At 70.4% G+C, this 25,478-nt stretch carries 26 protein-coding genes; 20 read left to right on the top strand and 6 right to left on the bottom strand.

Translation table 11 applies throughout. From position 1 onward, the window contains the following. Positions 1–12: 12 nt before the first annotated feature. The 7 genes from FHR82_RS09440 to FHR82_RS09410 all read left to right on the top strand — a co-directional run bounded on the left by FHR82_RS09440 (position 13) and on the right by FHR82_RS09410 (position 6,790). The gene (locus tag FHR82_RS09440) at positions 13–924 is read left to right on the top strand and encodes a hypothetical protein (protein ID WP_184809890.1); all 912 of its coding nucleotides are present in this window, start codon (positions 13–15) and stop codon (positions 922–924) included. A gap of 23 nt (positions 925–947) precedes the next feature. Further along, complete coding sequence (gene dop / locus FHR82_RS09435) at positions 948–2,456, top strand: depupylase/deamidase Dop (RefSeq protein ID WP_184809889.1); 1,509 nt, start codon at positions 948–950, stop codon at positions 2,454–2,456. A 138-nt stretch (positions 2,457–2,594) separates the two neighbouring features. After that, on the top strand, positions 2,595–2,789 hold the full coding sequence (locus FHR82_RS09430) for a ubiquitin-like protein Pup (protein WP_184809888.1): 195 nt from the start codon (positions 2,595–2,597) through the stop codon (positions 2,787–2,789). 51 nt (positions 2,790–2,840) lie between these two features. Continuing rightward, positions 2,841–3,722: a proteasome subunit beta gene (gene prcB / locus FHR82_RS09425; RefSeq protein ID WP_184809887.1), complete on the top strand. Its 882-nt coding sequence runs from the start codon at positions 2,841–2,843 to the stop codon at positions 3,720–3,722. Between the two features lie 40 nt (positions 3,723–3,762). Then, entirely contained in the window at positions 3,763–4,518 is a 756-nt protein-coding gene (gene prcA, locus FHR82_RS09420) for a proteasome subunit alpha (protein WP_184809886.1), read from the top strand. An 81-nt stretch (positions 4,519–4,599) separates the two neighbouring features. Then, a complete protein-coding gene (pafA, locus tag FHR82_RS09415; RefSeq protein ID WP_184809885.1) occupies positions 4,600–5,958 on the top strand; it encodes a Pup--protein ligase in 1,359 nt (452 codons plus the stop codon). Positions 5,959–6,100: 142 nt separating this feature from the next. After that, positions 6,101–6,790: an ArsR/SmtB family transcription factor gene (locus FHR82_RS09410; RefSeq protein ID WP_184810451.1), complete on the top strand. Its 690-nt coding sequence runs from the start codon at positions 6,101–6,103 to the stop codon at positions 6,788–6,790. On the opposite strand, the gene FHR82_RS09405 is transcribed toward FHR82_RS09410, so the two are convergent. Next, entirely contained in the window at positions 6,787–8,937 is a 2,151-nt protein-coding gene (locus tag FHR82_RS09405; RefSeq protein ID WP_184809884.1) for an MMPL family transporter, read from the bottom strand. The genes FHR82_RS09410 and FHR82_RS09405 overlap by 4 nt on opposite strands. Positions 8,938–9,029: 92 nt before the next feature. Between FHR82_RS09405 and FHR82_RS09400 the strand changes: the two genes are divergently transcribed. After that, positions 9,030–9,722, top strand: a complete 693-nt coding sequence (locus tag FHR82_RS09400; RefSeq protein ID WP_184809883.1) for a TetR/AcrR family transcriptional regulator — start codon at positions 9,030–9,032, stop codon at positions 9,720–9,722. Here the strand turns inward: FHR82_RS09400 and FHR82_RS09395 are convergent. Then, on the bottom strand, positions 9,719–10,426 hold the full coding sequence (locus FHR82_RS09395; RefSeq protein ID WP_184810450.1) for a sterol desaturase family protein: 708 nt from the start codon (positions 10,424–10,426) through the stop codon (positions 9,719–9,721). The two genes, FHR82_RS09400 and FHR82_RS09395, sit on opposite strands and share 4 nt — an antisense overlap. 5 nt (positions 10,427–10,431) lie before the next feature. Next, complete coding sequence (locus FHR82_RS09390; protein WP_184809882.1) at positions 10,432–11,154, bottom strand: FadR/GntR family transcriptional regulator; 723 nt, start codon at positions 11,152–11,154, stop codon at positions 10,432–10,434. 145 nt (positions 11,155–11,299) lie between these two features. Here FHR82_RS09390 and FHR82_RS09385 point away from each other — a divergent pair, with 145 nt between their 5' ends. The 10 genes from FHR82_RS09385 (at position 11,300) to FHR82_RS09340 (ending at position 21,350) form a co-directional block, all read left to right on the top strand. Further along, positions 11,300–12,271, top strand: a complete 972-nt coding sequence (locus FHR82_RS09385; RefSeq protein ID WP_184809881.1) for a helix-turn-helix transcriptional regulator — start codon at positions 11,300–11,302, stop codon at positions 12,269–12,271. Next, complete coding sequence (locus tag FHR82_RS09380) at positions 12,268–13,224, top strand: helix-turn-helix transcriptional regulator (protein ID WP_184809880.1); 957 nt, start codon at positions 12,268–12,270, stop codon at positions 13,222–13,224. The genes FHR82_RS09385 and FHR82_RS09380 overlap by 4 nt, the downstream gene beginning before the upstream one ends. A gap of 441 nt (positions 13,225–13,665) precedes the next feature. Further along, positions 13,666–13,929 carry a bacteriophage holin gene (locus FHR82_RS47940; protein ID WP_225944237.1) on the top strand — a complete coding sequence of 88 codons (264 nt, stop codon included), beginning with the start codon at positions 13,666–13,668 and terminating at the stop codon, positions 13,927–13,929. Continuing rightward, positions 13,922–14,194 (top strand): Sec-independent protein translocase subunit TatA, encoded by a 273-nt coding sequence (gene tatA / locus FHR82_RS09370; protein ID WP_184809878.1) that lies wholly within the window; start codon positions 13,922–13,924, stop codon positions 14,192–14,194. The genes FHR82_RS47940 and tatA overlap by 8 nt, the downstream gene beginning before the upstream one ends. Positions 14,195–14,296: 102 nt before the next feature. Continuing rightward, positions 14,297–15,139 (top strand): twin-arginine translocase subunit TatC, encoded by an 843-nt coding sequence (gene tatC, locus FHR82_RS09365; RefSeq protein WP_184809877.1) that lies wholly within the window; start codon positions 14,297–14,299, stop codon positions 15,137–15,139. A gap of 1 nt (position 15,140) precedes the next feature. Beyond that, complete coding sequence (locus tag FHR82_RS09360; protein WP_184809876.1) at positions 15,141–16,034, top strand: diacylglycerol/lipid kinase family protein; 894 nt, start codon at positions 15,141–15,143, stop codon at positions 16,032–16,034. 29 nt (positions 16,035–16,063) lie between these two features. After that, positions 16,064–18,856, top strand: coding sequence for a DEAD/DEAH box helicase (locus FHR82_RS09355; protein WP_184809875.1), 2,793 nt, complete (start codon positions 16,064–16,066; stop codon positions 18,854–18,856). 138 nt (positions 18,857–18,994) lie between these two features. Further along, positions 18,995–19,639: a DUF4333 domain-containing protein gene (locus tag FHR82_RS09350; protein WP_184809874.1), complete on the top strand. Its 645-nt coding sequence runs from the start codon at positions 18,995–18,997 to the stop codon at positions 19,637–19,639. 94 nt (positions 19,640–19,733) lie between these two features. Beyond that, entirely contained in the window at positions 19,734–20,081 is a 348-nt protein-coding gene (locus tag FHR82_RS09345) for a DUF4333 domain-containing protein (RefSeq protein ID WP_184809873.1), read from the top strand. A 39-nt stretch (positions 20,082–20,120) separates the two neighbouring features. After that, a complete protein-coding gene (locus FHR82_RS09340) occupies positions 20,121–21,350 on the top strand; it encodes a GNAT family N-acetyltransferase (protein WP_311770981.1) in 1,230 nt (409 codons plus the stop codon). A 31-nt stretch (positions 21,351–21,381) separates the two neighbouring features. On the opposite strand, the gene FHR82_RS09335 is transcribed toward FHR82_RS09340, so the two are convergent. Both FHR82_RS09335 and FHR82_RS09330 read right to left on the bottom strand, forming a co-directional pair. Continuing rightward, positions 21,382–21,978 (bottom strand): lysophospholipid acyltransferase family protein, encoded by a 597-nt coding sequence (locus FHR82_RS09335; RefSeq protein ID WP_184809872.1) that lies wholly within the window; start codon positions 21,976–21,978, stop codon positions 21,382–21,384. Continuing rightward, positions 21,969–22,907, bottom strand: coding sequence for a beta-ketoacyl-ACP synthase III (locus tag FHR82_RS09330; protein WP_184809871.1), 939 nt, complete (start codon positions 22,905–22,907; stop codon positions 21,969–21,971). The genes FHR82_RS09335 and FHR82_RS09330 overlap by 10 nt, the downstream gene beginning before the upstream one ends. A gap of 54 nt (positions 22,908–22,961) precedes the next feature. On the opposite strand from FHR82_RS09330, the gene FHR82_RS09325 reads away from it, so the two are divergent. Then, the gene (locus FHR82_RS09325; RefSeq protein ID WP_184809870.1) at positions 22,962–23,750 is read left to right on the top strand and encodes a TetR/AcrR family transcriptional regulator; all 789 of its coding nucleotides are present in this window, start codon (positions 22,962–22,964) and stop codon (positions 23,748–23,750) included. 341 nt (positions 23,751–24,091) lie between these two features. Here the strand turns inward: FHR82_RS09325 and FHR82_RS09320 are convergent, their stop codons facing one another. Further along, positions 24,092–25,024 (bottom strand): 5'-3' exonuclease, encoded by a 933-nt coding sequence (locus FHR82_RS09320; RefSeq protein WP_184809869.1) that lies wholly within the window; start codon positions 25,022–25,024, stop codon positions 24,092–24,094. Positions 25,025–25,342: 318 nt separating this feature from the next. Between FHR82_RS09320 and FHR82_RS45825 the strand changes: the two genes are divergently transcribed. After that, positions 25,343–25,477, top strand: coding sequence for a hypothetical protein (locus tag FHR82_RS45825; RefSeq protein ID WP_260418016.1), 135 nt, complete (start codon positions 25,343–25,345; stop codon positions 25,475–25,477). The last annotated feature ends 1 nt before the right edge of the window (position 25,478 follow it).

The following is a 25,478-nucleotide window of genomic DNA, read 5'->3' as shown; positions in this document are numbered from 1 at the left end:
TTGGATCCCCCGGTGCGCAGGGGGAAATCACTGGTCATGGCGATGCTCGCGGTCACAGCACTCGCGGGTTGTACCGAGGAAGAGAAGCCGATCGACGTGCCGGAGCACGTCCAGCAGGGCGTTCTGGCGCTGCTGACGGCCGTCGACCCGGACGTGGACGCGACGTTCACGGGTGAGACGTGCAACACCGACCCGCTCGCCGACCCGCCGGACGACCACCGCTGGCGCCTGGAGGCACGTTTCGACGGGTCGCCGGAGGCCGTGCGGGCGGCCGGGGCGAAGCTCGGCTGGCAGCCGGAACGCGCCGAGGACGGCACGCTCGTCATGGTCAACCACCACCAGTTCGGCGAGACCGTCGACGTCGTCGTGCGGGACGGCACCGCGCGGATGATGGTGGAGAAGGACTGCACCGGCTACCGGCGCGCCGAGATGGACCTGCCCGCCGTGTCGGTGCCGGAGCCGACCGGCACGCAGGGCGAACGGCTCGGCGAGATGCTCGACGAGGTCGAGGAGACACTCGCCGGCATCACTCGTGACCTGCGGCTTCGCCCGAAGGAGGGCAGGTACGTCGCGGAGGAGGAGCCGCGCACGTACTCGGGCTGTGCCGCGGGTGAGCGCAGTGGCGCCAGGTGGTCCCAGTACGACGTGGTCCTCGCGGAGGCGACCAGCGACGACGACCTCGGCCCGACCGCCGACCGGCTCGTCGACGCCGTGCCGGTCTGGGAGGTCGTCACACGCGAGGAGGGCGTCGACAGCAGGGGTCATCGGGAGGTCGACCTGGAGCTGCGGTCGCGCGCGAGCGGAACGACGTTCACGGTCCACATCAGCTTCTGGGCCCAGCCGGACCGGCCCGACAGGCCTGACGGCGTGCGGTTCCACCTCACCAGCGGCCGCACCGAATGCGTGGCTGTCGACGCGGAGTGAGTACGTCCCCGTAGGCTGGTGACATGCGCAGGATCATGGGTACCGAGGTCGAATACGGCATCGCCGTGCCAGGGGATGCCGCCGCCAACCCGGTACTGACCTCCACCCAGGTCGTACTCGCCTACGCGGCCGCCGCGGACATCCCCCGCGCCCGCCGGGCCCGCTGGGACTACGAGGTCGAGTCCCCCTTGCGTGACGCCAGGGGCTTCGACCTCGGCGCACCCGGCATGCCGCCGACCGACCCCGAGGTCGAGGACCTCGGCGCGGCCAACGTCATCCTCACCAACGGCGCCCGCCTCTACGTCGACCACGCGCACCCGGAGTACTCCGCGCCCGAGGTCACCAACGCCCGCGACGCCGTCATCTGGGACAAGGCGGGCGAACGGGTCATGGAGGAGGCGGCCATGCGGGCCGCCACCGTGCCCGGCCAGCCGCGGCTGCAGCTGTACAAGAACAACGTGGACGGCAAGGGCGCGAGCTACGGCACCCACGAGAACTACCTGATGGCCCGCAACACCCCGTTCACGGCCGTCATCGCGGGCCTCACGCCGTTCTTCGCCTCGCGGCAGGTCGTGGTCGGGTCGGGCCGCGTCGGCGTCGGCGCGGCGGGGGAGGAGGCCGGCTTCCAGCTTTCCCAGCGCGCCGACTACATCGAGGTCGAGGTCGGCCTGGAGACCACGCTGAAGCGCGGCATCATCAACACGCGCGACGAGCCGCACGCCGACGCGGACAAGTACCGCCGTCTGCACGTCATCATCGGCGACGCGAACCTGGCCGAAACGTCCACGTACTTGAAGGTCGGTACAACGGCGCTGGTGCTCGACTTGATCGAGGCTGGAGTCCGTTTCGACGCTTTGAAGCTCGCGGACCCGGTCCGCGCGGTGCACACGCTGAGTCACGATCCCACGTTGAAGGCGACCGTCGAACTGGCCAACGGGCGCAAGTTCACGGGTCTCGACATCCAGGCCGCCTACCACGAGATGATCACGCAGAACATCGAGCGCACCGAGCAGGACGAGGTGTCGATGAACGTCCTGCAGACGTGGGGCGACATCCTCGACGCGCTCGGCCGCGACCCCATGGAGTGCGCCGACCGGCTCGACTGGCCGGCCAAGCTCCGGCTGCTCGAGGGCTTCCGCGCCCGCGACGGCCTCAACTGGAACTCGCCCCGCCTGCACCTCGTCGACCTGCAGTATTCCGACGTCCGGCTGGCCAAGGGCCTGTACAACCGGCTCGTCACCCGGGGGTCGATGAAGCGGCTCGTCACCGAGGAGGAGGTCCAGGCGGCCATCACCACGCCGCCGCACGACACCAGGGCGTTCTTCCGCGGCCGCTGCCTCGAGCGCTACCCGAACGCGATCGCGGCGGCGTCGTGGGACTCGGTGATCTTCGATCTCGGCAGGGAGTCGCTGGTGCGGATCCCGACGCTGGAGCCGCTCCGGGGCACCAAGTCGCACGTCGGCGAGCTCATCGAGGCGTCCGCGACCGCGGAGGAACTGGTCGACGCGCTCACCGGAACCACGCGGAAATAGCCGGGAGCGGAGCATGCGGAGCGAGCCATCGAGCACAGTTCGCGTACAGCGAACCTGATCATCAGCCGGATGGTCCGCGAAAATGTCAGTGCCGGTCGGTAATCTTGACGGCAACCAGTCCCGATACCGGGAGGCGAGATGGCTCAGGAACAGACTCAGCGGCAAGGCGGCGGTGACGGCGACGAAGACGTCGACGGCGCGGCCCCTGCCGGCCAGGAACGCAGGGAGAAGCTCGGCGAGGACGTCGACACCATCCTGGACGAGATCGACGACGTGCTCGAGGAGAACGCCGAAGACTTCGTCCGCGCGTACGTGCAAAAGGGCGGCGAGTAGCGGGGTAGTTCCCGCACCGTCCTCCTCCCCGCCGACAGGACAGAAAGAGGCATGGAAAACACCTCATCCCGCGCCATGCCGGGCGCCGCGCTCCCGGCTGCCTACATGACCGCCGAGACGTCCTCGTTCATCGACTTCCTGCGTGTGCAGGCTCCGCACCTGCTGCCGGGGACCTCCGGCCTGGGCATCGAGGAGCCGGTACGCGTGCGGAACGCGGCGGACCTGGCCCAGCAGCCGCCGCACGGCACCACGATCGTCGCGATCACGTTCAAGGGCGGCGTGCTGATCGCCGGTGACCGGCGTGCCACGTCGGGCAACCTCATCTCCCACCGCAACATGGACAAGGTCGTCGTGACCGACTCCTACTCCGCGGTGGGCATCGCGGGCACGGCGGGGCTCGCGCTGGAGATGGTCCGCGTCTACCAGGTGGAGCTGTCGCACTACGAGAAGATCGAGGGCGTCCCGCTGTCCCTGGACGGCAAGACGAACAAGCTCGCGGCGCTGGTCCGCGGCAACCTCGACGGCGCCATGGCGGGCCTCGCCGTGCTGCCGCTGTTCGTCGGCTTCGACGTCGACGCGCCCGACCCGGACACCGCGGGGCGGATCGTGTCGTTCGACGTGGTCGGCGGCCGGTACGAGGAGCGGGCGGGCTTCCACGGCGTGGGTTCCGGTTCGCTGTTCGCGCGCTCGGCGCTCAAGAAGCTGTGGGACCCGGACAGCGACAAGGACACCGCGATCCACAACGCGGTCGAGGCGCTCTACGACGCCGCCGACGACGACTCGGCGACCGGCGGCCCCGACCTGGCACGCAAGATCTACCCGAGCATCGTGACCATCACGGCGGCCGAGGGCGCGGTCCCGGTGCCCGAGGAAGAGGCGGCCGCGGTCGCCGAGGCCGTCGTGGCCGAGCGGACCAGCCAGCCGCGCGGCTGACGCGGCCGACCCGAGACAAGAGAGACGAGGAGCCCCCACCGTGACGATGCCGCTGTACGCCTCACCCGAGCAGTTGATGCGGGACCGCTCGGAGTATGCCCGCAAGGGCATCGCCCGGGGCCGCAGTGTGGTGGCGCTCAAGTACTCGGGCGGCGTGCTGTTCGTCGCCGAGAATCCGTCGGCGACGCTGCACAAGGTCTCCGAGATCTACGACCGGATCGGCTTCGCCGCCACCGGCCGCTACAGCGAGTACGACGGCCTGCGCAGGGGTGGCATCCGCCACGTCGACCTGTGGGGCCTCGCGAACGACCCGCGGGACGTGTCGGCGCGCCAGCTCGCCAACGTGTACGCCCAGACCCTGGCCTCGGTGTTCTCCGACCAGCTCAAGCCGTTCGAGGTGGAGCTGTGCGTTGCCGAGGTCGGGGCGACCGCGGCAGGCGACCAGCTGTACCGCCTGACCTACGACGGTTCGATCGTGGACGAGCCGTCGTACCTGGTCATGGGCGGTCAGACGGAGCCGATCTCGAACAAGATGAAGGAGACCTACGAGGAGGACATGTCGTTGGAGGCCGCGCTCGCGTTCGCGGTCGCGGCGCTGTCCGCCGGGGTCACCAACGGCGACAACGGCATCGGCAAGCTCGAGGTCGCGGTCCTCGACCGGGGCCGCCCCAAGCGGGCGTTCCGCCGCATCGAGGGTGCCGCGCTCACCGCCCTGCTGCCGTCCGAATCATCCGAGTCGGCGGAGCAGCCGGAAGAACCCACCGAGTCGGAGCCGACCGGATCCGACGAGGCCTGATGAGGAGTTATTCGATGACGCGTTCATCTCACCTCGGAGCGGCCAGGAGATCTCCGGCCGGGAAGCGCCTAGGCTGAAGGGATGCAGCGGCGGATCTTCGGCATCGAAACCGAGTTCGGCGTGACCTGTACCTTCCACGGACAGCGCAGGCTGAGCCCGGATGAGGTCGCGCGGTACCTGTTTCGGCGAGTGGTGTCCTGGGGACGTTCCTCGAACGTGTTCCTGCGCAACGGCTCGCGTCTCTACCTCGATGTCGGCTCGCACCCCGAGTACGCCACCGCGGAGTGCGACGACCTGGTACAGCTGGTCACGCACGACAAGGCGGGTGAGCGGATCCTCGAGGACCTGCTCGTCGACGCCGAGCGGCGGCTGGCGGACGAGGGCATCGGCGGCGACATCTTCCTGTTCAAGAACAACACCGACTCGGCGGGCAACTCGTACGGCTGCCACGAGAACTATCTGGTCACCCGCGCGGGTGAGTTCTCGCGGATCGCGGACGTGCTCCTGCCGTTCCTGGTCACGCGCCAGCTGATCTGCGGCGCGGGCAAGGTCCTGCAGACCCCGCGTGGCGCCGTGTACTGCCTGTCGCAGCGCGCGGAACACATCTGGGAAGGCGTGTCCTCGGCGACGACGAGGTCCCGCCCGATCATCAACACCCGTGACGAACCCCACGCGGACGCCGAGCGCTACCGCAGGCTCCACGTCATCGTGGGCGACTCGAACATGGCCGAGGCCACCACGCTGCTGAAGGTCGGCAGCGCGAACCTGGTCCTGGAGATGATCGAGGACGGCGTCCAGTTCCGGGACTTCAGCCTGGACAACCCGATCCGCGCCATCCGCGAGATCAGCCACGACCTCACCGGTCGCCGCCTGGTCCGCCTGGCAGGCGGCCGCGAGGCATCGGCCCTGGACATCCAGCGCGAGTACTTCTCCCGCGCGAAGGAGCACGTCGAGAAGCGCGGCCCGGACCCGATAGCCGACCGCGTCATCGAACTGTGGGGCCGCACCCTCGACGCGGTCGAGGCCCAGGACCTGTCCCGCATCGACCGCGAGATCGACTGGGCCATCAAACACCGGCTGGTCGAGCGCTACCAGGCCAAGCACGGCATGGAGCTGTCCTCCCCGCGCATCGCCCAACTCGACCTGGCGTACCACGACATCCGCCGTGGCCGCGGCATCTTCGACCTGTTGCAGCGCAAGGACCTCGTGGCGCGCGTGACCGATGACGGCGAGATCGAGGCCGCCAAGGACACCCCGCCACAGACCACCCGGGCGAAGCTACGCGGCGACTTCATCGCCGCCGCTCAACAGGCCGGCCGCGACTTCACGGTGGACTGGGTGCACCTCAAGCTGAACGACCAGGCACAGCGGACGGTGCTGTGCAAGGACCCGTTCCGTGCGGTGGACGAGCGTGTGGAGCGGTTGATCGCTTCTCTGTGAGCGGGTCCGGTCCGGGCCAGGACTGGGCCGCCGGGAAGAGGTGTGGCTGGGGGTTGGCATGGATCGTCGCCAACCCCTTGGTGGTTGATTGATGTGCTTGCGCCCCACACTTCGGCCGTCGCCGACGCGTCGGCTGCCTACCATCGACACCATGTCGGTTGCCTCAGTCGCTGCCGTTCTCGCTGATGAGAGCCGCGCGACGATGTGTATGGCGCTCATCGACGGGCGGGCCTGGACCGTCAGCGAGCTGGCGCACGCCGCCCGCATCGCCACCTCCACCGCCAGTGAGCACGTCCGCGTCCTCCACGACGCCGGGTTTGTCCGCACTCTCAAGCAAGGCCGCCACCGCTACGTTCGCCTGTCAGGCCCGCAGGTCGCCGACGTCATCGAGCGGCTCGCCAACCTCGCCGGGCCCGAGCCGCCGCGTGGGCTCAGGCAAAGCGTGCGTGCTCGTCGACTGGCCCACGCCCGCACCTGCTACGACCATCTCGCCGGGCGACTGGGCGTCGCGTTGCGGGACGGGCTCGTCGGCGACGGCCTGATCAGCGACCGGGACGGGCTCGCGGTCACCGAGCGCGGGTGGGCCACCTTCGCCTCGCTCGGGATCGAGGTCCAGCGGCCGCGGCGAGCGCTGCTCCGGGAATGCCTCGACTGGACGGAACGTCGTGAGCACCTCGCAGGCGCACTGCCGGCCGCGATCCTGAGCCGGGCACAGGACGCGGGGTGGCTCAGCCGCGACTCGCACCGGGCGGTCACCGTCCACGACACCGCCTGGCTCGAACAGCTCGGCGCCCAGAGTCCGCAGACCCTGGGCGCCGCGCTGGCTCCTTAGACCGGTTCGTGTTCGCGCAGGCCGATGCGGTCGTGGATCTTCCGCATGAACGGTGGCGACCACCACGCCGCCTTGCCGAGCGCACGCATGCCGACCGGCACCAGCACGCCCCGGATGAGCGTCGCGTCGACGAGGATCGCCAGGCCGCTGCCGATGCCGAACATCTGGACGAAGCTGACCCCACTCGTGCCGAAGGCGAGGAGGCTCACCGCCAGCAGCACCGCGGCCATCGTCACCAGCCTGCCTGTGCGCGACAGGCCCTGCTTCACCGACTCGCCCAGGTCCGCGCCCTGGTCACGCATCTCCTTGATGCGGCTCAGCACGAACACCTCGTAGTCCATCGACAGGCCGAACACCACGCAGAACAGCAGCACCAGCATGCTCGTGTCGAGCGGTAGCGGTGTGAAGCCCAGCCAGGACGCCAGCCAGCCTTCCTGGAAGATCATCACCATCAGGCCGATCGTCGCCGACAGGCCGATGACGTTGAACAGCAGGGCGCGCAGTGGCTGCAGCACGCTGCCGGAGAACAGGAACAGCAGGATGAACGTGCTCACCGCGATGATGCCCGCCGCCAGCGGCAGCTTGTCCGCGATCGCGTCCTTGCTGTCCACGAGCCGGGCCGCCGAACCGCCCGCCAGCACCTCCATGCCGCGCGACGGCATGTCGCGCACCTGCTCCGCGAGTGCCTGCCCCTCGGTCGAGTGCGAGTCGTACTCGGTCAGAACCGTCATGCGCTGGTGCAGGTCCTTCGCCGCGAAGTCCGCGTTGCCAGGGCCCACCGCGCGCCCGTCCGCGTAGGTGCCGACGCTGCTCGTCACCGACTCCACGCCTGCCAGGCGCGACAGCTCCAGCGCGTAGTCGCCGACGATCGTCGTCCCCGCCGGGTGCCTGGTCACCAGCTGGATGGCCTTCGCCTCGTCGCCGGGGAAGTCCGCGCGCAGCACGTCGCCGACCGCCCGTGTCTCCACCGAGCCGGTCAGCACCCGGTCGTCCGGCGTGCCGAACTCCACCTTCAGCAGCGGCACCGCGGCCAGCACCAGCAGGAGCACCACCGGCGCGCCCATCAGCACCGGGCGCTTCAGCGCGGCCCCCGCGACCTTCGCCCACAGCGCGGACACCGACGTCGGCGTCCGCTTCGCCCACGGCAGGCGCAGCGAGTTCACCCGCTCGCCCAGCAGCGCGAGCATCGCCGGGAGTGCGAACAGCGCGCTCACCATCGCGATGATCACCACGCCCATGCCCGCGTAGGCGAAGGACCGCAGGAAGTACAGCGGGAACAGCGCCAGCGCACCGAGTGCGACCGCCACGGTCAGCGCGCTGAACACGATCGTCCGGCCCGCCGTCTCCACGGTGTTGACCACCGCCTCCGGCGTGTCCTTGCCCTTCGCCAGCTCCTCGCGGAACCGGGACACCATCAGCAGGGCGTAGTCGATGGCGAGCCCGAGCCCGAGCGCGGTGGTCAGGTTGATCGCGAACACGGACACGTCGGTGACCGAGCCGAGGACCGCGAGCAGTGCGAACGTGCCGAACACGGCAATCGTGCCGATCGCCAGCGGCAGCAGCGCCGCGATCACGCTGCCGAACACCACGACCAGCAGCACCAGGATGATCGGCACCGCGATCGCCTCGGCCAGAGCCAGGTCCTTCGCGACCTGGCCGCTGATGTCGACGCCGATCGCGTCCGCACCACCCACCTGGACGTTGATCGGGCCGTTGCCGTCGCTGTACTCGGCCCGCAGGTCCTTGACGTGGCCCTCGTCGGTGAGCCGCGCGGCGCCGATCGCGTACTGGCCGTCCGCCGAGATCATCGGCGGCGCCTTCGTCGTGAAGTACGAGGTGAAACCGGTGATTCCGGGGTCGGTGGCGAGGCGGTCGGCCAGGTCGGCCGCGGCGTTCATCGCGGCCGGGTCGTCGACCGAGCCGGTGTCGGACGAGAACAGGAACACGACGTCGTTCTCGCCGCCGAACTGGCTCTCGATCAGCGCCTTCGCCTGGCTCGACTCCGAGTTCGGGTCGTCGAACCCCTCTGTCTGGAGCTTGCCGAACGCGGTGACCCCCAGGGCGGCGGCGGCGACCGCGAGCAGCGCGGTGACCAGCAGCACCCCCTTCGCATGGGATGCGGCGAACCGCCCGATCCGTCCGAACATGGCGTTCCCCTTGCTTCACCCGAATGTGTGCGACCGTAAACTTGTCGGGTGTTAACTTGCCATGGATGTTTACTGCTGTCAACATTGCCTGCATGGACGACTCAGCGTCGAGCAAGCGCGGCTACCACCATGGCGACCTGCGGAACGCCCTGGTCGCGGCGGCCGCGGAGCTCGCGGCGAAGGGTGGGCCCGCGTCCGTGACCATCAGGGCGGCGGCCAGGGAGGTCGGCGTGACGCCGACCGCGGCGTACCGCCACTTCGCCGGTCATGAGGAACTGCTGACCGCGGCGAAGGAACGCGCGCTCGAGGAGCTGACGACGGCGATGACCAAGGCGGTCGCCGACCGCCCGGCGACCGAGGGCGACGCGGTGCGCCACGCGCTGGCCCGCTTCGGCGCGTTCGGCCGCGGCTACCTCACGTTCGCCCAGGAGGAGCCCGGCCTGTTCCACACCGTGTTCGCGTCCGCGTCCGCGTCGAGCCAGTCGCCGCCGCCGTTCGAACGCACCGAGACGAGCCCGTACCAGCTGCTGGTCAGCGCGCTGGACGACCTGGTCGCGGTCGGCTACCTCACGCCGGACCGCAGGCCGATCACGGAGTTCACCGCGTGGGCGATGGTGCACGGCCTCGCCACACTGCTCAACGGGCCACTGGCCGACCTGCCTGCGAACATGCGCGACGAGGTGGTCGTGCGGAGCATGCTCGTGCTCGGCCACGGCCTGAAGGGCAACGGCCTGAACAAGGAGCAGGAGTCACTGCTGACAGAAGAGCTGACCGAGCTGAGCTAGGCGCCCGCCTCCCGGGCGTGCAGGTCACGCACGGTGGGGGAGGTCGTTACCGTCGTCGCGTCCGGGTAGGTGCCGAGCACGCGGTCGGCCGTGCCCGAGCTGGTGACGGTGAACCAGTAGTGCTCGTTCTTGTAGTGGTGCAGGCGGTGGTTGCGCCAGATGGCGCGGTAGACGCGCGACTTGGGCCGGTAGTCGCTGTGGATCAGGTAGTGGGTCCACTCGTAGCCGAGCCCCAGCAGTCCGACGACGGTCATGAAGGTGAGCCCGAGGCCCGCGCGGGGGAAGGCGAGCAGCCCGATCGCCGCGATCAGCGGCACCAGCCACAGCTGCACCTGCCACGGGATGAACACGAGCGGCGTGTCACGCGGGTCGACGTGGTGGGCGCGGTGCTTGCGGGACAGCAGCGGGTCGATGGTGATCCGGCCTACGTGCCGGGGCCGCCAGTGCAGGACGCAGACGTGCACGGCCCACTCGAAGAACGGGAAGACCGCGAGCATGACCAGCGGTGTCCACAGGTCCGACAGCCGCCAGTCGCCGACCAGGCCACGCGCGGTGGCGGCGCACACCAGGAGCGTGGCGATCAGCCAGGGGGACGGGTGGCGCCAGAACGCCCTCGCCGCGTCGCCGATGCCGACCGGGCGGCGCTTGGCGGCGGTGAGCGCCGCCTCGTCCGCTGCGAGGCGTTGCTTCGCGAGCCGGTCCATGTCCGTCACGGGAGCTCCTCGAGTTGTCGGATGGCGGTGAGCAGGGCGTCCGTCGCCGGTGCGAGCAGGTCGTGCGCGGCACGGTCCGCCCCGTCGGCGTCGCCGCCGGTGATCCGGCCCGCGAGCGCGCGGTACACGTCGACCTGGTCGACCTCGTTGGCCATGAGCGTGGCGAGCGCGCCGAGCGCCGGTTCGTAGGCGGCGCGGAGGCTGTTGAACATCAGCCGGAACACGATCGAGTCCGCGCCGTCGACGATGTGGTCCCAGAACACGAGCGCGTGCCGCTGCCGTGCCACCGGGTCCGGGTCGGCCTCGATCGCGGCGACGGCCGTCAGCAGCCGCGCCTCGAGCCGTGCACCGGCGCGTTCGGCCGCGAGCCGCGCGACCCGGGGACCGATGAGCAGGCGGGCCTCGAGGATGCTGCGCGCGACGGACGGGTCCAGTTCGCCGCGGGGGAGGAGCAGGCGGGGGAGCAGGTCGAGGCTCGCGTGCCTGCGGTAGTCCCGCACGGTCGTCGAATCGCCCTGCCGCACCTCGACCAGCCCGGCCTGGGCGACCCGTTGCAGCGCCTCCCTGACCGCGGGCCGGGAGACACCGAGGACCTCGGCGAGTCTTCGCTCGCTCGGCAGCGCCTCGCCGGGGGTGAACTCACCACTGACCACGTCGTCGAGAATCTGGTCGAACACTTCGTCCGGCACCGAGCGCCGGGCAACGGGTTGGAGCGCCATGCTCAAGAACTACCTGGTCAGAGACTAGAGGTCAAGTGGTCATACCAGTCGATTTTGCTTCTTGACCGAGTCAATGGACCGTTCGCACGAACACCCTGGCGCGCCAACGGGACTCCCCTCGCCCAGTCGGGCTAGAGTTCGAAACGTGTCCGTCGTCCGCGCAGAAAGACTCGTGAACCTGGTGCTGTGCCTGCTGTCCACACGCCAGTACCTGCCCGCCGAGAGCATTCGCAAGATTGTCCCCGGCTACAAAGACGCGCCCAATGACGAGGCGTTCTTCCGCATGTTCGAGCGCGACAAAACCGAGTTACGGGAGCTGGGCATCCCGCTCGAGACCGGGCGCAACTGGTCGTTCGACAGGGTCGACGGCTACCGCATCGCACGGCGCGACTACGAGCTCGGCGACATCGAGCTGGAACCGGACGAGGCGGCGGCCGTCGCGCTGGCCGTCCGCCTGTGGGACTCCCCGGAACTGACCGGAGCCGCGCACGGCGCGTTGCTGAAGCTGCGGGCCGCGGGTGTGGACGTCGACCAGGGTGTGCCCGCGGTGGTGGAGCCGAAGGTGCGCACGACCGAGCCCGCGTTCGGTCCGCTGCTGGCCGCCGTGCAGACCGGGCAGGCGGTCAGCTTCGACTACCGCAGGCCGTCACCCGCCGAACTGCGCGGCCGCACGCTGGAGCCGTGGGGCGTGGTGTCGTGGCGTGGCCGCTGGTACGTGGTCGGGCACGACCGCGACCGCCACGCGCCCCGGTGCTTCCGCCTGTCCCGCATCGTCGGTGACGTGCGGTTGGTGGGCAGGCCCGGCACGGTCCGCCGCCCGGAGGAGGTAGACCTGCTGAAGTTCGTGGCCAGTTCCAGCAACGAGCCACCGGAGACGTCGACCGTGCAGCTGTGGCTGGCGAAACACCGCGCGGCGGGACTGCGCAGGCGCGCGACCGTGGTGGGGGAGCGCGAACTGGACGGCGAGCAGGGCGACCTGGTCGAGCTGGAGGTGCTGCACACCGACTCGGCGGCGAGCTGGATCGCGGGCTACGGCCAGGACGCGGTGGTGCTGGAACCGGACGTGCTGCGCAAGGCAGTGCACGAACGGCTGCTCGCCGTGGCGGAGGCGACGTGAACACCTCGACCGACCGGCTGCCGAGGCTGCTCGCGCTGGTGCCGTACCTCATCGCCCGTCCGGGCATCGCCGTCGACGAGGCGGCGAACGACTTCGGGGTCAGCGCCAAACAGCTGCGCAAGGACCTGGAACTGCTGTGGATGTGCGGTCTCCCGGGCTACGGCCCGGGCGACCTCATCGACCTGTCCTTCGAAGGCGACACGATCTCCGTCAACTTCGACGCGGGCATGAGCCGCCCCCTGCGGCTCACGGGCTCGGAAGCGACGGCGCTGCTGGTGGCCCTGCGCACCCTGCTCGACGCCCCGGGCGTAGCCGACGCGGACGCGGTCCGCAGAGCGGTGGCCAAGATCGAGGCGGCGGCAGGCCAGGCCCAACCGGCCGGCGTGGCGGTGGGCCTTGGCGTCCGGGAAGGCGCGACGACGGCCAAGGCGCGCGAGGTGGTCCAGAAAGCACTGCGCGGCAACCGGGCTCTGCGGATGACGTACTACACGGCGTCCAAAGACGAGATCACGGAGCGCACGGTCGACCCGATGCGCATGCTGATCGTCGAGGGCCGCGGCTACCTGGAAGCGTGGTGCCGCCGAGCGGAGGGCGTCCGCCTGTTCCGCATGGACCGCATCGACGACGTGACAGAACTGGACGAGCCCGCGGCCCCGCCTCCCTATGCGGAACAGACCGACACGACAGCAGGCCTCTTCCACCCGCAGCCCGACCAGCCGGTGGCACAGCTCGTGCTGTCCCCGGACGCCCGCTGGGTGTCGGAGTACTACCCGGTGGAGGAATCAGCCGAACTGGACGGCGGTCATCTGCGGGTGTGGATGCGGTACGCGGACCTGTCGTGGATGGTCCGGCTGTTGCTCGGGCTGGGCGGCGACGCGGTGGTCGAGGGACCGGCGGATCTGGTGTCTGCGTTGCGAGAGCGGGCGGTGCGGGCGTTGGCTCGTTATCGGTGAGGTTCACGGCCGGGCGGGTCGCGGGAGGCTTTGTGCCCTTACCTTCCACGCGGCGTCGCTCGCTGCGGCTCTGCATAACTTCGCCGCGCTGCCCGGCCCGCTTCGTCCGGTTCCGCCGCTCCGCCGTGGTGCGGAGCCGCCTGGCCCCGCGTCGTCGGACCGCTCTGCCCCGTCCCTCCGCCCGCAGCCCCCGCCGGGCGTGTCGACCCACCCCGAGGCATCCCGACGTCCACCGCGACCGCACCCAGCGGCGCCGTCCTAGTGCCGTCCTGACCTCTCCCTGACCTGCCTCGACACCCCCGGCACCCGGAGCCGGCCATCTCCGCCCAGGTCACACGCCACTCAGCCGCACAAGCCAGTCACCAGCCGATGTGTGATCTGTGTTAAGTGACGACGCGGGCGTCGTACTTCCACCACACGCCCACTACGGTAGAAAACGTGATGTCGTACCTGCCGACCTGGATCGCGGTCGTCGTGGGGTCGTTGTTGCTCTGTTGGGTGTCGGTCCGGGTGCTCCGCCATGTGCGGCGGTTCAACCGGGCCGCGGGCTCGACCGGAGCCCACTTCACCCACGAGACCGGCACTCTCAAGGCGCGGTCCGCGGCCCTGCGGGTGGCGATGAGAGAGACCCGGGCACGGGTGAAGCACGCTCCGGCTGACGTACCATCGAACAGCCGGGGGAGACAGGAGGAAGACCGTGGGTAACCTGGGTGTGCCCGAGCTGCTGATCATCGCGGGTGTGATCATTCTGCTCTTCGGGGCGCGAAAGCTGCCCGAGATGGCGCGTTCGCTCGGCAAGTCCGCCAAGGCCTTCAAGGAAGAGACCAAGGGCATGCGCGGCGAGTCGGACGAGGAAGAGAAGCCTGCCGCTCAGCCGATCCAGCAGCAGCAGCTTCCCCCGACCCAGCCGCCGCAGACGAACGGCGTCACGCCGCAGTCTGTCGAGCAGCAGAACAAGAACGCAAGCTGAGAGAACAGGTCCTAGACGGTGGCGCGCAAACCGCACCGCCGGGACGACGGCCGTCGCGAGAAGAAGAAGCTTCGTAGCCGACGGCACAATCCCGACGGCACTATGACCCTTCGGGATCACCTGTACGAACTGAAGCACCGGCTGGGCTTGGCGTTGCTCGCCCTGTTCGTCGGCTGCGTCCTCGGGTTCCTGTGGTTCCAGTGGCGGGTCGGCCCGGTCCCTTCTCTCGGCAGCCTGATGACGGGTCCGTACTGCGAGCTGTCATCCCCACCCCGGGTGGAGCTCGAGCCGGGCAAGTGCCAGCTGCTCCAGACCCAGCCGTTCGAGGCTTTCCTCGTCCAGTTCAAGGTGGGTCTGGCCGCGGGCGCGGTCTTCACCAGCCCGTTCTGGCTCTACCAGATCTGGGCGTTCATCACTCCCGGCCTGTACGACAACGAGCGCAAGTTCACCCGCGTCTTCGTGGTGCTTGCCTCGTTCCTGTTCCTCTGCGGCGCGCTCCTGGCCTACTACGTGGTCCCCAAGGGCCTCCAGGTGCTGGTCAGCTTCGGTGGGGACCAGTTCGCGACAACACTGGTGGCCAACGAGTACATCTCGTTCGTCCTGGTGATGCTGCTGATCTTCGGCGTGAGCTTCGAGCTGCCGCTGCTGATCACCATGCTGAACCGGATCGGCATGCTCCCGTACCGCAACCTCAAGAAGTGGCGCCGCGGGCTCATCTTCACGCTGTTCGTGTTCGCGGCGATCGCGACGCCCGGCACCGACCCGATCGGCATGCTCGCCCTCGCTGGCGCCATGACGGTCCTGTTCGAGGTCGCCGTGCAGATCGCGCGCATCCACGACCGCAAGAAGGACCGGGAGGCCATCGCCGATGGCTGGCGTCCGGACGAGGACTACGACGTCGAGCCGGCCAACTCGGGCAAGGCCAACGTCGACGACGTGACCTGACATGCGCGCCGCCATGGTCGTGCATCCCGCGTCCGGGCTCGGCCGGGCGGGGCGCATCGCGGGCACCGTCGCCGACCGGCTGCGGACCGCGGTCGACGACCTCGTCACGGTCGAGGCGAACACGGTCGAGGACTCACGCCGTCTCATGCACAAGGCCCGCGACGCCGGCCTCGACCTGGTGGTCGTGGTCGGCGGCGACGGGTCCGCCCACCAGGGCGTCCAGTTCTGCGCCGACACCGGCGTCGCGCTGGCGGTCGTCCCGGCAGGCACCGGCAACGACCTCGCGCGCACCCTCGCCGGCGTGCCCGAGGACCCGCTGAAGGCGACGGACCACCTGGTCAGGGCCATCAAGGACGGCGAGCAGACCACCATCGACCTCGGCCGGGTCGACGGCGGGCCCTGGTTCGCCGGCGTCCTGTGCGCCGGGTTCGACTCCGCGGTCAACGAACGCGCCAACCGGATGCGCTGGCCGTCCGGACCCCGCCGCTACGACCTAGCGATCCTCGCCGAACTGGCGAAGCTGCGTGCCGGGCGGCTCACCGTGGAAGCGGACGGCGACCGGACCGAGCTGGACGCCACCCAGATCGCGATCGGCAACATCCCGTTCTACGGCGGCGGCATCCCCATCTGCCCGGACGCCGACCCCGCCGACGGGTTGTTCGACGTGACGCTCGTCCGCGCGGCCAGCCGGTTCGACCTGGTGAAGATGCTCCCCGGCCTGCGCACCGGCAAACACGTCCACCACCCCATGGTCACCACGTCGCGGACCACGAAGATCCGCATCGGCGAGGCCAACGGCTGGGTCGCCTACGCCGACGGCGAGCGCATCGGACCCCTGCCCGTCGAGGTGACCTGCGTCCCGAACGCGCTGAAGGTGGTCGGCCGGACCGCGTGACCCACGACTCGTGTGACAACCTTGGACACGTGGCTGCCAGCCCTTCTCCCGCATCCGGGTCTTCGCCCGAGCACTCGCCCGCCGAGTCCTACACGGCCGCCCGCAGGCGTGCGAGCCACCCGAAGCTGACCGAGTTCACCTCGGTGCTGTCGTTCACGCTCGACCCGTTCCAGGTCCAGGCGTGCGCCGCGCTCGAGGACGGGCACGGCGTGCTCGTGTGCGCGCCGACCGGCGCGGGCAAGACCGTGGTCGGCGAGTTCGCCGTGCACCTCGCGCTCGAGCAGGGCCAGAAGTGCTTCTACACGACACCCATCAAGGCGCTGTCGAACCAGAAGTACACCGACCTCGTCCAACGCTACGGCGCCAAGTCCGTCGGGCTCCTCACCGGCGACACCTCGGTCAACGGCAACGCGCCGATCGTCGTGATGACCACCGAGGTGCTCCGCAACATGCTGTACGCGGGCTCCCCGACGCTCGACGGGCTCGGCTACGTGGTCATGGACGAGGTGCACTACCTCGCCGACCGCTTCCGCGGCGCCGTGTGGGAGGAGGTCATCCTGCACCTGCCCGAGTCGGTGCGGCTGATCAGCCTCTCCGCCACCGTCAGCAACGCCGAGGAGTTCGGCGACTGGCTCGTCGAGGTCCGCGGCGATACGACCGTCGTGGTCGACGAGCACCGGCCCGTGCCGCTGTGGCAGCACATGCAGGTCAACAACCGCATGCTCGACCTGTTCACCGGCGAGGGCCCGGACGGCGAGCCGCGCATCAACCCCGAACTGCTGCGCCGTACGGAGAACGAGAGCCGCAGCCAGGACACCTGGGGCCCGAGGTCAGGCCGCAACGGCAGGCGCTCCGGTGCCCCCCGGGGCCCGCGCTTCCGGCCGCCGTCGCGCGTCGACGTGATCACCCGCCTCGACGCGGCCGGGCTGCTGCCCGCGATCGTGTTCGTGTTCAGCCGGATCGGCTGCGAGGCCGCCGTCTCCCAGTGCGCACGGTCCGGCCTCCGCATGAACACCGAGACCGAGGTCGCGGAGATCCGGCGGATCGTCGACGCCCGCACCAAGGACCTCAACGACGCCGACCTGCGCGTCCTCGGGTTCTGGGAGTGGCGCGAGGCACTCGAGCGCGGCTTCGCGAGCCACCACGCCGGGCTGCTGCCCGCGTTCAAGGAGACCGTCGAGGAACTGTTCGTCCGCGGCCTCGTGAAGGTGGTGTTCGCGACCGAGACGCTGGCGCTCGGCATCAACATGCCTGCGCGCACGGTCGTGCTGGAACGGCTCGTCAAGTACAACGGCGAGGCCCACGTCGACCTGACGCCGGGGGAGTACACGCAGCTCACCGGCCGTGCGGGTCGCCGGGGCATCGACGTGGAGGGGCACGCGGTCGTCATCTGGCAGCCCGGGGTGGACCCGCGCCAGGTCGGTGGGCTCGCCTCCACCCGCACCTACCCGCTCCGGTCGTCGTTCCGGCCCGCCTACAACATGGCGGTGAACCTGGTCGACCGCCTGGGCGCCACGGCGGCCCGCGAGATGCTGGAGCAGTCGTTCGCGCAGTTCCAGGCCGACCGCGGCGTCGTCGGGCTGGCGCGGCGGATCGAGCGCAACCGCGAGGCGCTCGCGGGCTACCAGGAGTCCATGACCTGCCACCTCGGCGACTTCACCGAGTACGCGGAACTGCGCGCGAAGCTGAACGAACGCGAGAAGGCGTTGTCCCGCAAGAACTCCGCGGCCCGTCGCGCGGAGGCGGCCCGGTCGCTGGAGTCGCTGCGCAAGGGTGACGTGATCGCGGTGCCGTCCGGGCGCCGCGCGGGGCTCGCGATCGTCGTCGACCCCGGGCTGGACCCGACGGGTGACGCGCGCCCGCTCGTGGTCACCGAGGACCGCTGGGCGGGCAGGCTGTCCGTGGCCGACTTCCCGACGCCGGTCGAGGCGCTCGGCCGCGTGAAGCTGCCGAAGCAGGTCGACCTCCGCTCACCGCGTTCGCGCCGGGACCTCGCGTCCACGCTGCGCAACACCGGCATCGAGGCGCCGGGCAGGGGCAGGCGCAGCGGCGGCGGCGCCGACGAGGACGGTGAGATCGCGGCCCTGCGCAGGGCGCTGCGAAACCACCCGTGCCACGGCTGCAGCGACCGCGAGGCACACGCGCGGTGGGCAGAGCGGCACCGGCGGCTCAAGGCGGAAACACAAGCGCTGGAACAGAAAGTGGCCACACAGACCCACTCGCTGGCGCGCGCGTTCGACCGCATCCGCAGACTGCTGGTCGAACGCGGCTACCTGGCGGGCAGCGCCGACGGCGCCGACACGGTCACCGACGACGGCAGGCGCCTCGCGCGGCTGTACAGCGAGTCGGACCTGCTGGCCGCGGAGTGCCTGCGGCACGGCGTGTGGGACCGGCTGCCGCCACCGGAGCTGGCCGCTGTCGTGTCGTCGCTGGTGTACGAGGCGCGCCGCGACGGGCCGAGCGAGGCACGCGTGCCCGTCGGCCTGGTCACCGACGCGCTGGCCGAGACCGCGCGGCTCTGGGCGTCGCTGGAGGCCGATGAGCGGCGGCACAAGCTGGAACGCACCCGCCAGCCCGACGCGGGTTTCGCGTGGACCGTGTTCCGCTGGGCGCGCGGCGAGACCCTCGAACGCGTGATGACCGCGGCGGAGTCGGCGGGCAGCGAGTTCTCGGCGGGCGACTTCGTGCGGTGGTGCCGCCAGGTCATCGACCTGCTGGAGCAGTTGCGGGACGTGGTCGGCTCGGACGCACCCGTCGGCGCGGCGGCGAAGGAGGCCGTGAAGGCGATGCGGCGCGGCGTGGTCGCCCTGGGCACCGTCTGAGCGAAGCCCGCGCGTGAACCATCGGCCCTGGACTGGTCCACCGGGGTTCGATTTCGCGTGGCGGACCACACGCCCTGCCCACCTCCCGCTATGGTTTGATCGCGCCCTGGCACGACCTCGATTTCGCGGAGGCGAACAATGACCAGCCCTTACGGGCCGCCCGGTGGGAACGACCCGCAGCAGCAGTGGGGACAGCAACCCTACGGCGGTGGTCCCACACCCGGCACACCGTCCGGTGGGATGCCTGCGCAGGGTGGTTACCCCCAGCAGCCTGGTCAGCAGCAGCCGTACGGGGGTTACGGCCAGCCGCCGCAGCAGCCCCAGCCGACGCAGCAGTACGGCCAGCCGCAGTACGGGCAGCAGCCCCAGTACGGCCAGCAGCCGCCGTCGGGCGAGTTCCCGAACCCCTACCAGCACCCGTACCAGCAGCAACAGCCGCAGAAGAAGGGCGGCGGTGCCTGGATCTGGATCACCATGGTGGTCGTCGTGCTGGCCGCCGCGGCGTTCCTGGTGCTCGGCCTGGTGACCCCGGGCTTCCTGAACACCAAGGTGCTGGACCAGGCCGCGCTGCAGGGCGACGACGGCGTCAAGAAGGTGCTCGTCGACGAGTACAAGGTCGAGAACGTCGAGTCGGTTTCCTGCCCCGCTGACCAGGAGGTCAAGCAGGGCAACAAGTTCGACTGCACGGTGAAGATCGGCGGTGACGACCCCAAGGAGGTCAAGGTCACCATCACGATCACCAACGAGGAGAACGCCGAGTACCAGGTTTCTCTGCCGGAGTAAGAACTTCGGAAGCCCCGGGGCGGTGGCAGGTTGCTGTCACCCACCCGGGGCTTTTCCGTACACTGGAAGGGACAAATCCGACATCACACTTCAGATGAGGAACTTCGTGCGCTTTCGCCTCGCCCTTGCCGTGGTCCCTGTCCTCGCCCTGGCCGGTTGCTCCGAACTGCCCGAGGTCGACGTGCCCGACGTGCCGGACGTCCCGACGCTGGAGAGCCTCTCCGAGGGCGCGCTGGAGGGCGCGGACGGCATCGCGAAGGTGCTGCGGGAGGAGTACCAGCTGACCGACGTCGGCAGCGTCGACTGCCCGCCGACCCCGTCGCTGAGCTTCGAGAAGGGCGCCACGTTCGACTGCACCGTCGTCGTCGCGGGCGAGGAACGCACGGTCGAGGTGAGCGTCCTCAACGAGAACGGCGGCATCCAGGTCAGCGAACCGAAGTAATCGGTCGCGTTCCTGGCGTCCGGTGTGCATCATCGGGCGGTGACTCAGACTCTGCTGCCCACCGGGCTCATGTTCCGCTCCGTGGCGGAGGACCGGCTGCGTGGTGCCCACGACCTGTTCCTCACCGCGCTGCACGCCAAGCCGGCGTCGGACGAGCTGTGGGACGTCATGCGCGACGCCTACGTCGCCGACCGGACCTTCGGCGCCTTCGACGGGGAACGCCAGGTCGGCACCGCGACCTCGTTCCCGGCCAGCCTCACCGTGCCCGGCGGGGCGATCCTGCCCGCGGCCGGTGTCACCTACGTCGGCGTGCGCAGCGACTACCGCCGCCGCGGTGCGCTCACCGGGATGATGCGTGCCCAGCTCGAGGACATGGCCGCGCGCGGTGACGCGTTCTCCATGCTGCACGCGTCGGAACCGGTGATCTACGGCCGTTTCGGGTACGGCGTCGGCACCGTCACCCGCGACATCCGGGTCCGGTCGAAGCGCGCGCGGTTGCGTGCTGAGGTGCCGGTGACCGGCACCGTCCGGCTGCTCGACGGCGACGAGGTGCTCCCCGCGCTCCGGGCCGCGTATCCGGCGCTGCTGCCCACGCGCACCGGGCTGATGGGACGCAGCGACGAGTGGTGGGTGCTCAGTTACACGCGCCGGCTCAAGACCGACCACCTGCTCGTCGCCGCGCACTACTCGCCGTCCGGCGACATCGACGGCTGGGTCGCCTACAAGCCCGCGGAACCGGAGTCCCGCGACATCCGCGCCCGGGGCAACCTCTACGTCCTCGACTTCCAGGCCGCCGACCAGCACGTCGCCAACGCCCTGTGGGGCTACCTCGTCGGCATCGACCTGATCGACGAGGTGGTGGCGTACGTCCGGCCGATGGACGACCCGATCGAGGCGATGCTCGAGGACGCCTACGCGGTCCGCGACGAGAGCGAGGCGGAGCTGTGGCTGCGCATCGTGGACGTGCCCGCCGCGCTCGCCGCCCGCACCTACGGCATCGCCGAGCCGGTGGTCATCGAGGTCGTGGATCCGTTGCTGCCTGGCAACTCCGGCCGGTACCGCGTCAGTCCACAGGGGATGGAGCGGACGACGGGCGCGCCGGCGCTCACCATGGACGTGGAGGTGCTCGCCATGATCTATCTCGGCGCGTGGCGGTCCACTGTGCTCGCGGACATCGGCCGGATCACCGTCGCCGACCCGGCCGCGTTGCCGGCCGCCGACCGGCTGTTCGCGGTCGGCAGGCCGGCGTGGAACGGGTCGCTCTTCTAGGCGGTTCAGCCGTCTCAGCGTTTCACGTGTCTTACGCGGCGAAGCGGTCGGCGCGCTCCTGTCCGGACAGTCCGGCGATCGCCAGCATGACCTCATCGGTGACCGCGCGCCGGGCACGCGGCGACTTCGGGTCGCCGGTGAACGTGAGCGGCGGCCCGAACCGGACCGTCACGCGGTGCGGGCGGGGCAGCCGTTTGCCGACCGGCTGCAGGCGTTCGGTGCCTTCGAGTGCCACCGGCACCACGGGTGCGCCGGCGGCGAGCGCGAGCCACGCGACGCCGGTGCGGCCGCGGTACAGCTTGCCGTCCAGTGACCGCGTGCCCTCCGGGTAGATGCCGAACGCGTTGCCGCCCGCGAGCACCTCGCGTGCGGTGTCGAGCGCCGCCTGCGCCGCGCGGTGGCTGCCGCGGCTGACGGGCACCGAGCCGGCGGCGGTGAAGAACCACCGCATGATCCGCCCGCGCAGCCCCGTTTTGACGAAGTACTCGTCCTTGGCGAGGAACATGACGCGGCGCGGCGCGGCGAGCCGGATGACGACGCTGTCGACGAACGACAGGTGGTTGCTGGCGATGATGACCGCGCCGGTGCGCGGCAGGTGTTCCCGGCCTTCGACCCGGATCAGGGGCATGTCACGACCTGTCCCGCCCACGACAGGCCGCCGCCGAACCCGAACAGCAGTGCCCTCGTGCCCGGCTGGATCTCGTTGCGCGTCAACAGTTTCGACAACGCGATCGGGATCGACGCGGCGGAGGTGTTGCCGGACTCGACGACGTCCGTGGCCACCAGCACGTCCGGCACGTCGAGCTGTGCTGCGATCGCCTCGATGATCCGCAGGTTCGCCTGGTGGGTGACGATGGCGCCGAGGTCCCGCGGCGCGATCCCCGCCCGCTCGCAGGCCTGGCGCGCCAGTGGTGCCAGAGTCGTTGTGGCCCAACGGAAAACGGTCTGTCCGTCCTGTGCGAACGACGGGTGCCAGTCGCCGAGGATGCGGACCGCGTTGCCCTGTGCGGGATCCGAGCCCCAGACGACGGGCCCGACGTGCTCTGTGGCGTCCGCGGACAGCACCGCCGCGCCCGCGCCGTCGCCGAGCAGCACGCAGGTCGACCGGTCGGTCCAGTCGGTGATGTCGCTCATCTTCTCCGCGCCGATCACCAGCGCGTGCCGGGCGGCACCCGCGCGGATGGCGTGGTCGGCGGTGGCGAGGACGGTGCAGAAGCCGGCGCACGCGTTGTTCACGTCGAAGGCCGCGGCGGCGGGGATGCCGAGCCGCCCCGCGACCTGCGCGGCGATGCTGGGGCAGCGGTCGATCGCCGAACAGGTGGCGACCTGCACGAGCCCGACGTCCGCGGGATCCACGCCGGCCGCCGCGAGCGCCTTGCCCGCGGCGGCGGCAGCGAGATCGGTGACTGTTTCCTCGCGCGCGATCCGCCGCGTCACGATGCCGGTCCGCCTGCGGATCCACTCGTCGCTGGTGTCGATGGTGCGAGCGAGGTCGTCGTTGGTGACGACGTGGTCGGGTTGGTGGTGGCCCATGGCGACGATGCGGGATCCCGGCACAAGTGCTCCTTTTAGCGTCCGAACGTTCGGTCGCCAAATGCTACTGTGTCGTCCATGAGTCCGCGACGGTCAGTTGCCGAGGCCCGCCAGACGAGGGTGGAGATACTGGCGTGCGGGGTGCGCCTGGCGTCGGCGGAGGGCCTGGAGGGCTTGACGATCGGCCGTCTGGCGGCGGAGCTGAACCTGAGCAAGTCAGGCGTATTGGGACATTTCGGCACCAAGGAAGAACTGCAGCTGGCGGTGATCGACGCGGCGGCGGACATCTTCGCCCGCGAGGTGGCCGATCCTGCCCGTGCGGCGCCCCCTGGCCTACGCAAGCTGACGGCGATGTGCGAGGCGTGGGTGTCGTACCTGGAACGCCGCGTGTTTCCCGGTGGCTGCTTCTTCACAGCCGCGGCGTCGGAGTTCGACGACCGGCCGGGCCGCGTGCGCGACACCATCGCGGGCCTGACGTCGGTGTGGGACCGCGACCTGTACCGCCAGATCCGCACCGCGACCGCGGACGGCGACCTGCCCGCCGGCACGGACGCGGAGCAGTTGGTGTTCGAGGTGTCGGGGGTGATGCTGGGGCTGAACCACGCCCTGCAGCTACACCGCGACACGACGGCGCCTGCGAAGGCCAGGCGCGCCTTGGGGAGGCTGCTGGGTCAGCCGGTGGCCGCGGTGCTGGTGATGCTGGCGCTGGCCTCCGGCCCCCGGTTCGAGTCTTCCATCCGCCACCGACTTTTCCGGCGCGGCCGGGTTCGGTTGTCCACAGCCGGTCGAGGGGCTGCCTGGCGGGAGCGGCGGCCCGCGCTGAAGCGTTCGGGTCGACTGAAGTGCGGGGCCGCCCACACTGGCTGAGGCGGCCAGGCTCCCGCGGCAGGCGACGAGCCGCTGGGGGTGCGTGGCCTCCGGCCCCCGGTTACCAGCTTGCCATGGGGCACCGACATTTCCGGGCCGCCTGGCGCCACTTGTCCACAGGCGCAGGTCCCGTAGCGGGGTTGTCCACAGCCACCAGCCTCGGCCGCCGGTTGTGTCGGTGGGCTCCGGTAGCGTGGGAAACGGGGGCCGGAGGCCACGCCCCTCACCGAGGTAGCGTGGGCGTGTGGTCACACGCGTGCTCGTCGCACTGTTCGTCGTCGCCCTCCTGGGCGCGTGCGGGCCCGCTGACGACGGGCCCGATCTCTCCCGCTTCGCGGGCGTCAGCCCGGTAGTGCCGCCAGCAGCCGGTCGATAGAAGCGCCCAGGTCCCACGTCTCCTGCAGCTCCCGCACCCGGTCGAGATCCCGCGCCTCAGCAGGCACCCGGTCATCCCGGTCCTGCACGACCTCCGCGTCCAGCGCCACCCGCACCACCAGCGGCGCCGCCGCGACGTAGTCCGCCGCGTCCGTCAACGCCGAGCGGACGCGCAGGGCCACGTCCGACGGGTCGGCCGCCGCTGCCGCCAGCAGCCCTTCGAGCGACCCGTACTTGACCATCAGCCTTGCCGCCGTCTTCTCGCCGATGCCCGCCACGCCCGGCAGCCCGTCCGACGGGTCGCCGCGCAGCAGGGCCATGTCCGCGTACGCGATGCCGGTGTTCTCCGACGGCAGGTCGTACTTCGCCGCCAGCTCGCGGGGGCCGATGACCTCGGCTTTTGCCCAGCCTCGGCCCACATACACGACGCTGGCCGGGGTCGGCTCGTGGCGGACCACCTGGAACAGGTCGCGGTCGCCCGTGATCACCTCGACCGGGTCCTTCGACTCGCGGTGGGCCAGGGTGCCGATCACGTCGTCGGCCTCGTACCCCTCCGCCTCGGCCACGGCGAACCCGAAGGCGTCCAGGACCTCCAGGATGATCGGGACCTGGGGCGTCAGAATGTCCGGGATCTCCTCGACGTTGTTCGCCGGGTCGGCCACGCGGTGGGTCTTGTACGTCGGCAGGGCGTTGACCCGGAACGCCGGGCGCCAGTCGGCGTCCATGCACGCCACCAGCCGCGACGGCTTGCGGTCGTTCAGGATCCTCGCGATGGTGTCCGTGAACCCCTTCACGGCGTTCACCACCGTGCCGTCCGGCGCGGTCAACGAGTCGGGTAGCGCGTAGAAGGACCGGAAGTACAGGCTTGCCGAGTCCAGCAGTACGAGTGGGCCAGTCACGGGGTCAGCCTCCCACGTCCACGCCAAGGGGCAGAACCACCCGAGTGCGTGTCGCGATGCTCGGTCCCCTCGGCGTGCGGGCCGACGACGGATCTCCGGCGCCGGTCCCCGCCTGCGCACGCTCCTGATCATCCTCGCCCTCGACGCCGGGCGCGTCGTTCCCACCAGCCGGCTCGTCGACGGCGTCTGGGGCGACGAACCACCCGCCGAGGCCGCCAACGCCCTGCAGGCACGGTTTCCCGGCTGCGCCGCACCGGGCGCACCGTCGAGTCCCGGCCCACCGGCTACCTGCTCGCGCTCGACCCCGACGACGTCGACGTGCACCGGTTCGAGCGGCTCGTCGCGCAGGGTGGCACCGACCCCGCGACCACCGCCGCCGCGCTCGCGCTGTGGCGTGGGCCCGCGCTCGCGCAGGCGCCGATCGCGCGGCTCACCGAGTTGACACGGGGCTGAG

Origin of the sequence: Actinophytocola algeriensis (assembly GCF_014203735.1) — a bacterium.
In the GTDB taxonomy this organism is placed as follows: Bacteria; Actinomycetota; Actinomycetes; order Mycobacteriales; family Pseudonocardiaceae; genus Actinophytocola; species Actinophytocola algeriensis.
The sequence above is the reverse complement of the archived record's forward strand: the minus strand, read 5'-3'. Positions and strand labels throughout refer to the sequence as shown.

Excerpts from the sequence above, each read along its gene's own strand:
- FHR82_RS09350 (WP_184809874.1), top strand. The coding sequence starts at position 18,995 with ATGACCAGCCCTTACGGGCCGCCCGGTGGGAACGACCCGCAGCAGCAG.
- FHR82_RS09335 (WP_184809872.1), bottom strand. The coding sequence starts at position 21,978 with ATGCCCCTGATCCGGGTCGAAGGCCGGGAACACCTGCCGCGCACCGGC.
- FHR82_RS09405 (WP_184809884.1), bottom strand. The coding sequence starts at position 8,937 with ATGTTCGGACGGATCGGGCGGTTCGCCGCATCCCATGCGAAGGGGGTG.
- FHR82_RS09395 (WP_184810450.1), bottom strand. The coding sequence starts at position 10,426 with ATGGACCGGCTCGCGAAGCAACGCCTCGCAGCGGACGAGGCGGCGCTC.
- tatC (WP_184809877.1), top strand. The coding sequence starts at position 14,297 with ATGACCCTTCGGGATCACCTGTACGAACTGAAGCACCGGCTGGGCTTG.
- dop (WP_184809889.1), top strand. The coding sequence starts at position 948 with ATGCGCAGGATCATGGGTACCGAGGTCGAATACGGCATCGCCGTGCCA.
- prcB (WP_184809887.1), top strand. The coding sequence starts at position 2,841 with ATGGAAAACACCTCATCCCGCGCCATGCCGGGCGCCGCGCTCCCGGCT.
- FHR82_RS09360 (WP_184809876.1), top strand. The coding sequence starts at position 15,141 with ATGCGCGCCGCCATGGTCGTGCATCCCGCGTCCGGGCTCGGCCGGGCG.
- FHR82_RS47940 (WP_225944237.1), top strand. The coding sequence starts at position 13,666 with ATGTCGTACCTGCCGACCTGGATCGCGGTCGTCGTGGGGTCGTTGTTG.
- FHR82_RS09400 (WP_184809883.1), top strand. The coding sequence starts at position 9,030 with ATGGACGACTCAGCGTCGAGCAAGCGCGGCTACCACCATGGCGACCTG.
- FHR82_RS09390 (WP_184809882.1), bottom strand. The coding sequence starts at position 11,154 with ATGGCGCTCCAACCCGTTGCCCGGCGCTCGGTGCCGGACGAAGTGTTC.
- pafA (WP_184809885.1), top strand. The coding sequence starts at position 4,600 with ATGCAGCGGCGGATCTTCGGCATCGAAACCGAGTTCGGCGTGACCTGT.
- FHR82_RS09345 (WP_184809873.1), top strand. The coding sequence starts at position 19,734 with ATGAGGAACTTCGTGCGCTTTCGCCTCGCCCTTGCCGTGGTCCCTGTC.
- FHR82_RS09325 (WP_184809870.1), top strand. The coding sequence starts at position 22,962 with ATGAGTCCGCGACGGTCAGTTGCCGAGGCCCGCCAGACGAGGGTGGAG.
- FHR82_RS09430 (WP_184809888.1), top strand. The coding sequence starts at position 2,595 with ATGGCTCAGGAACAGACTCAGCGGCAAGGCGGCGGTGACGGCGACGAA.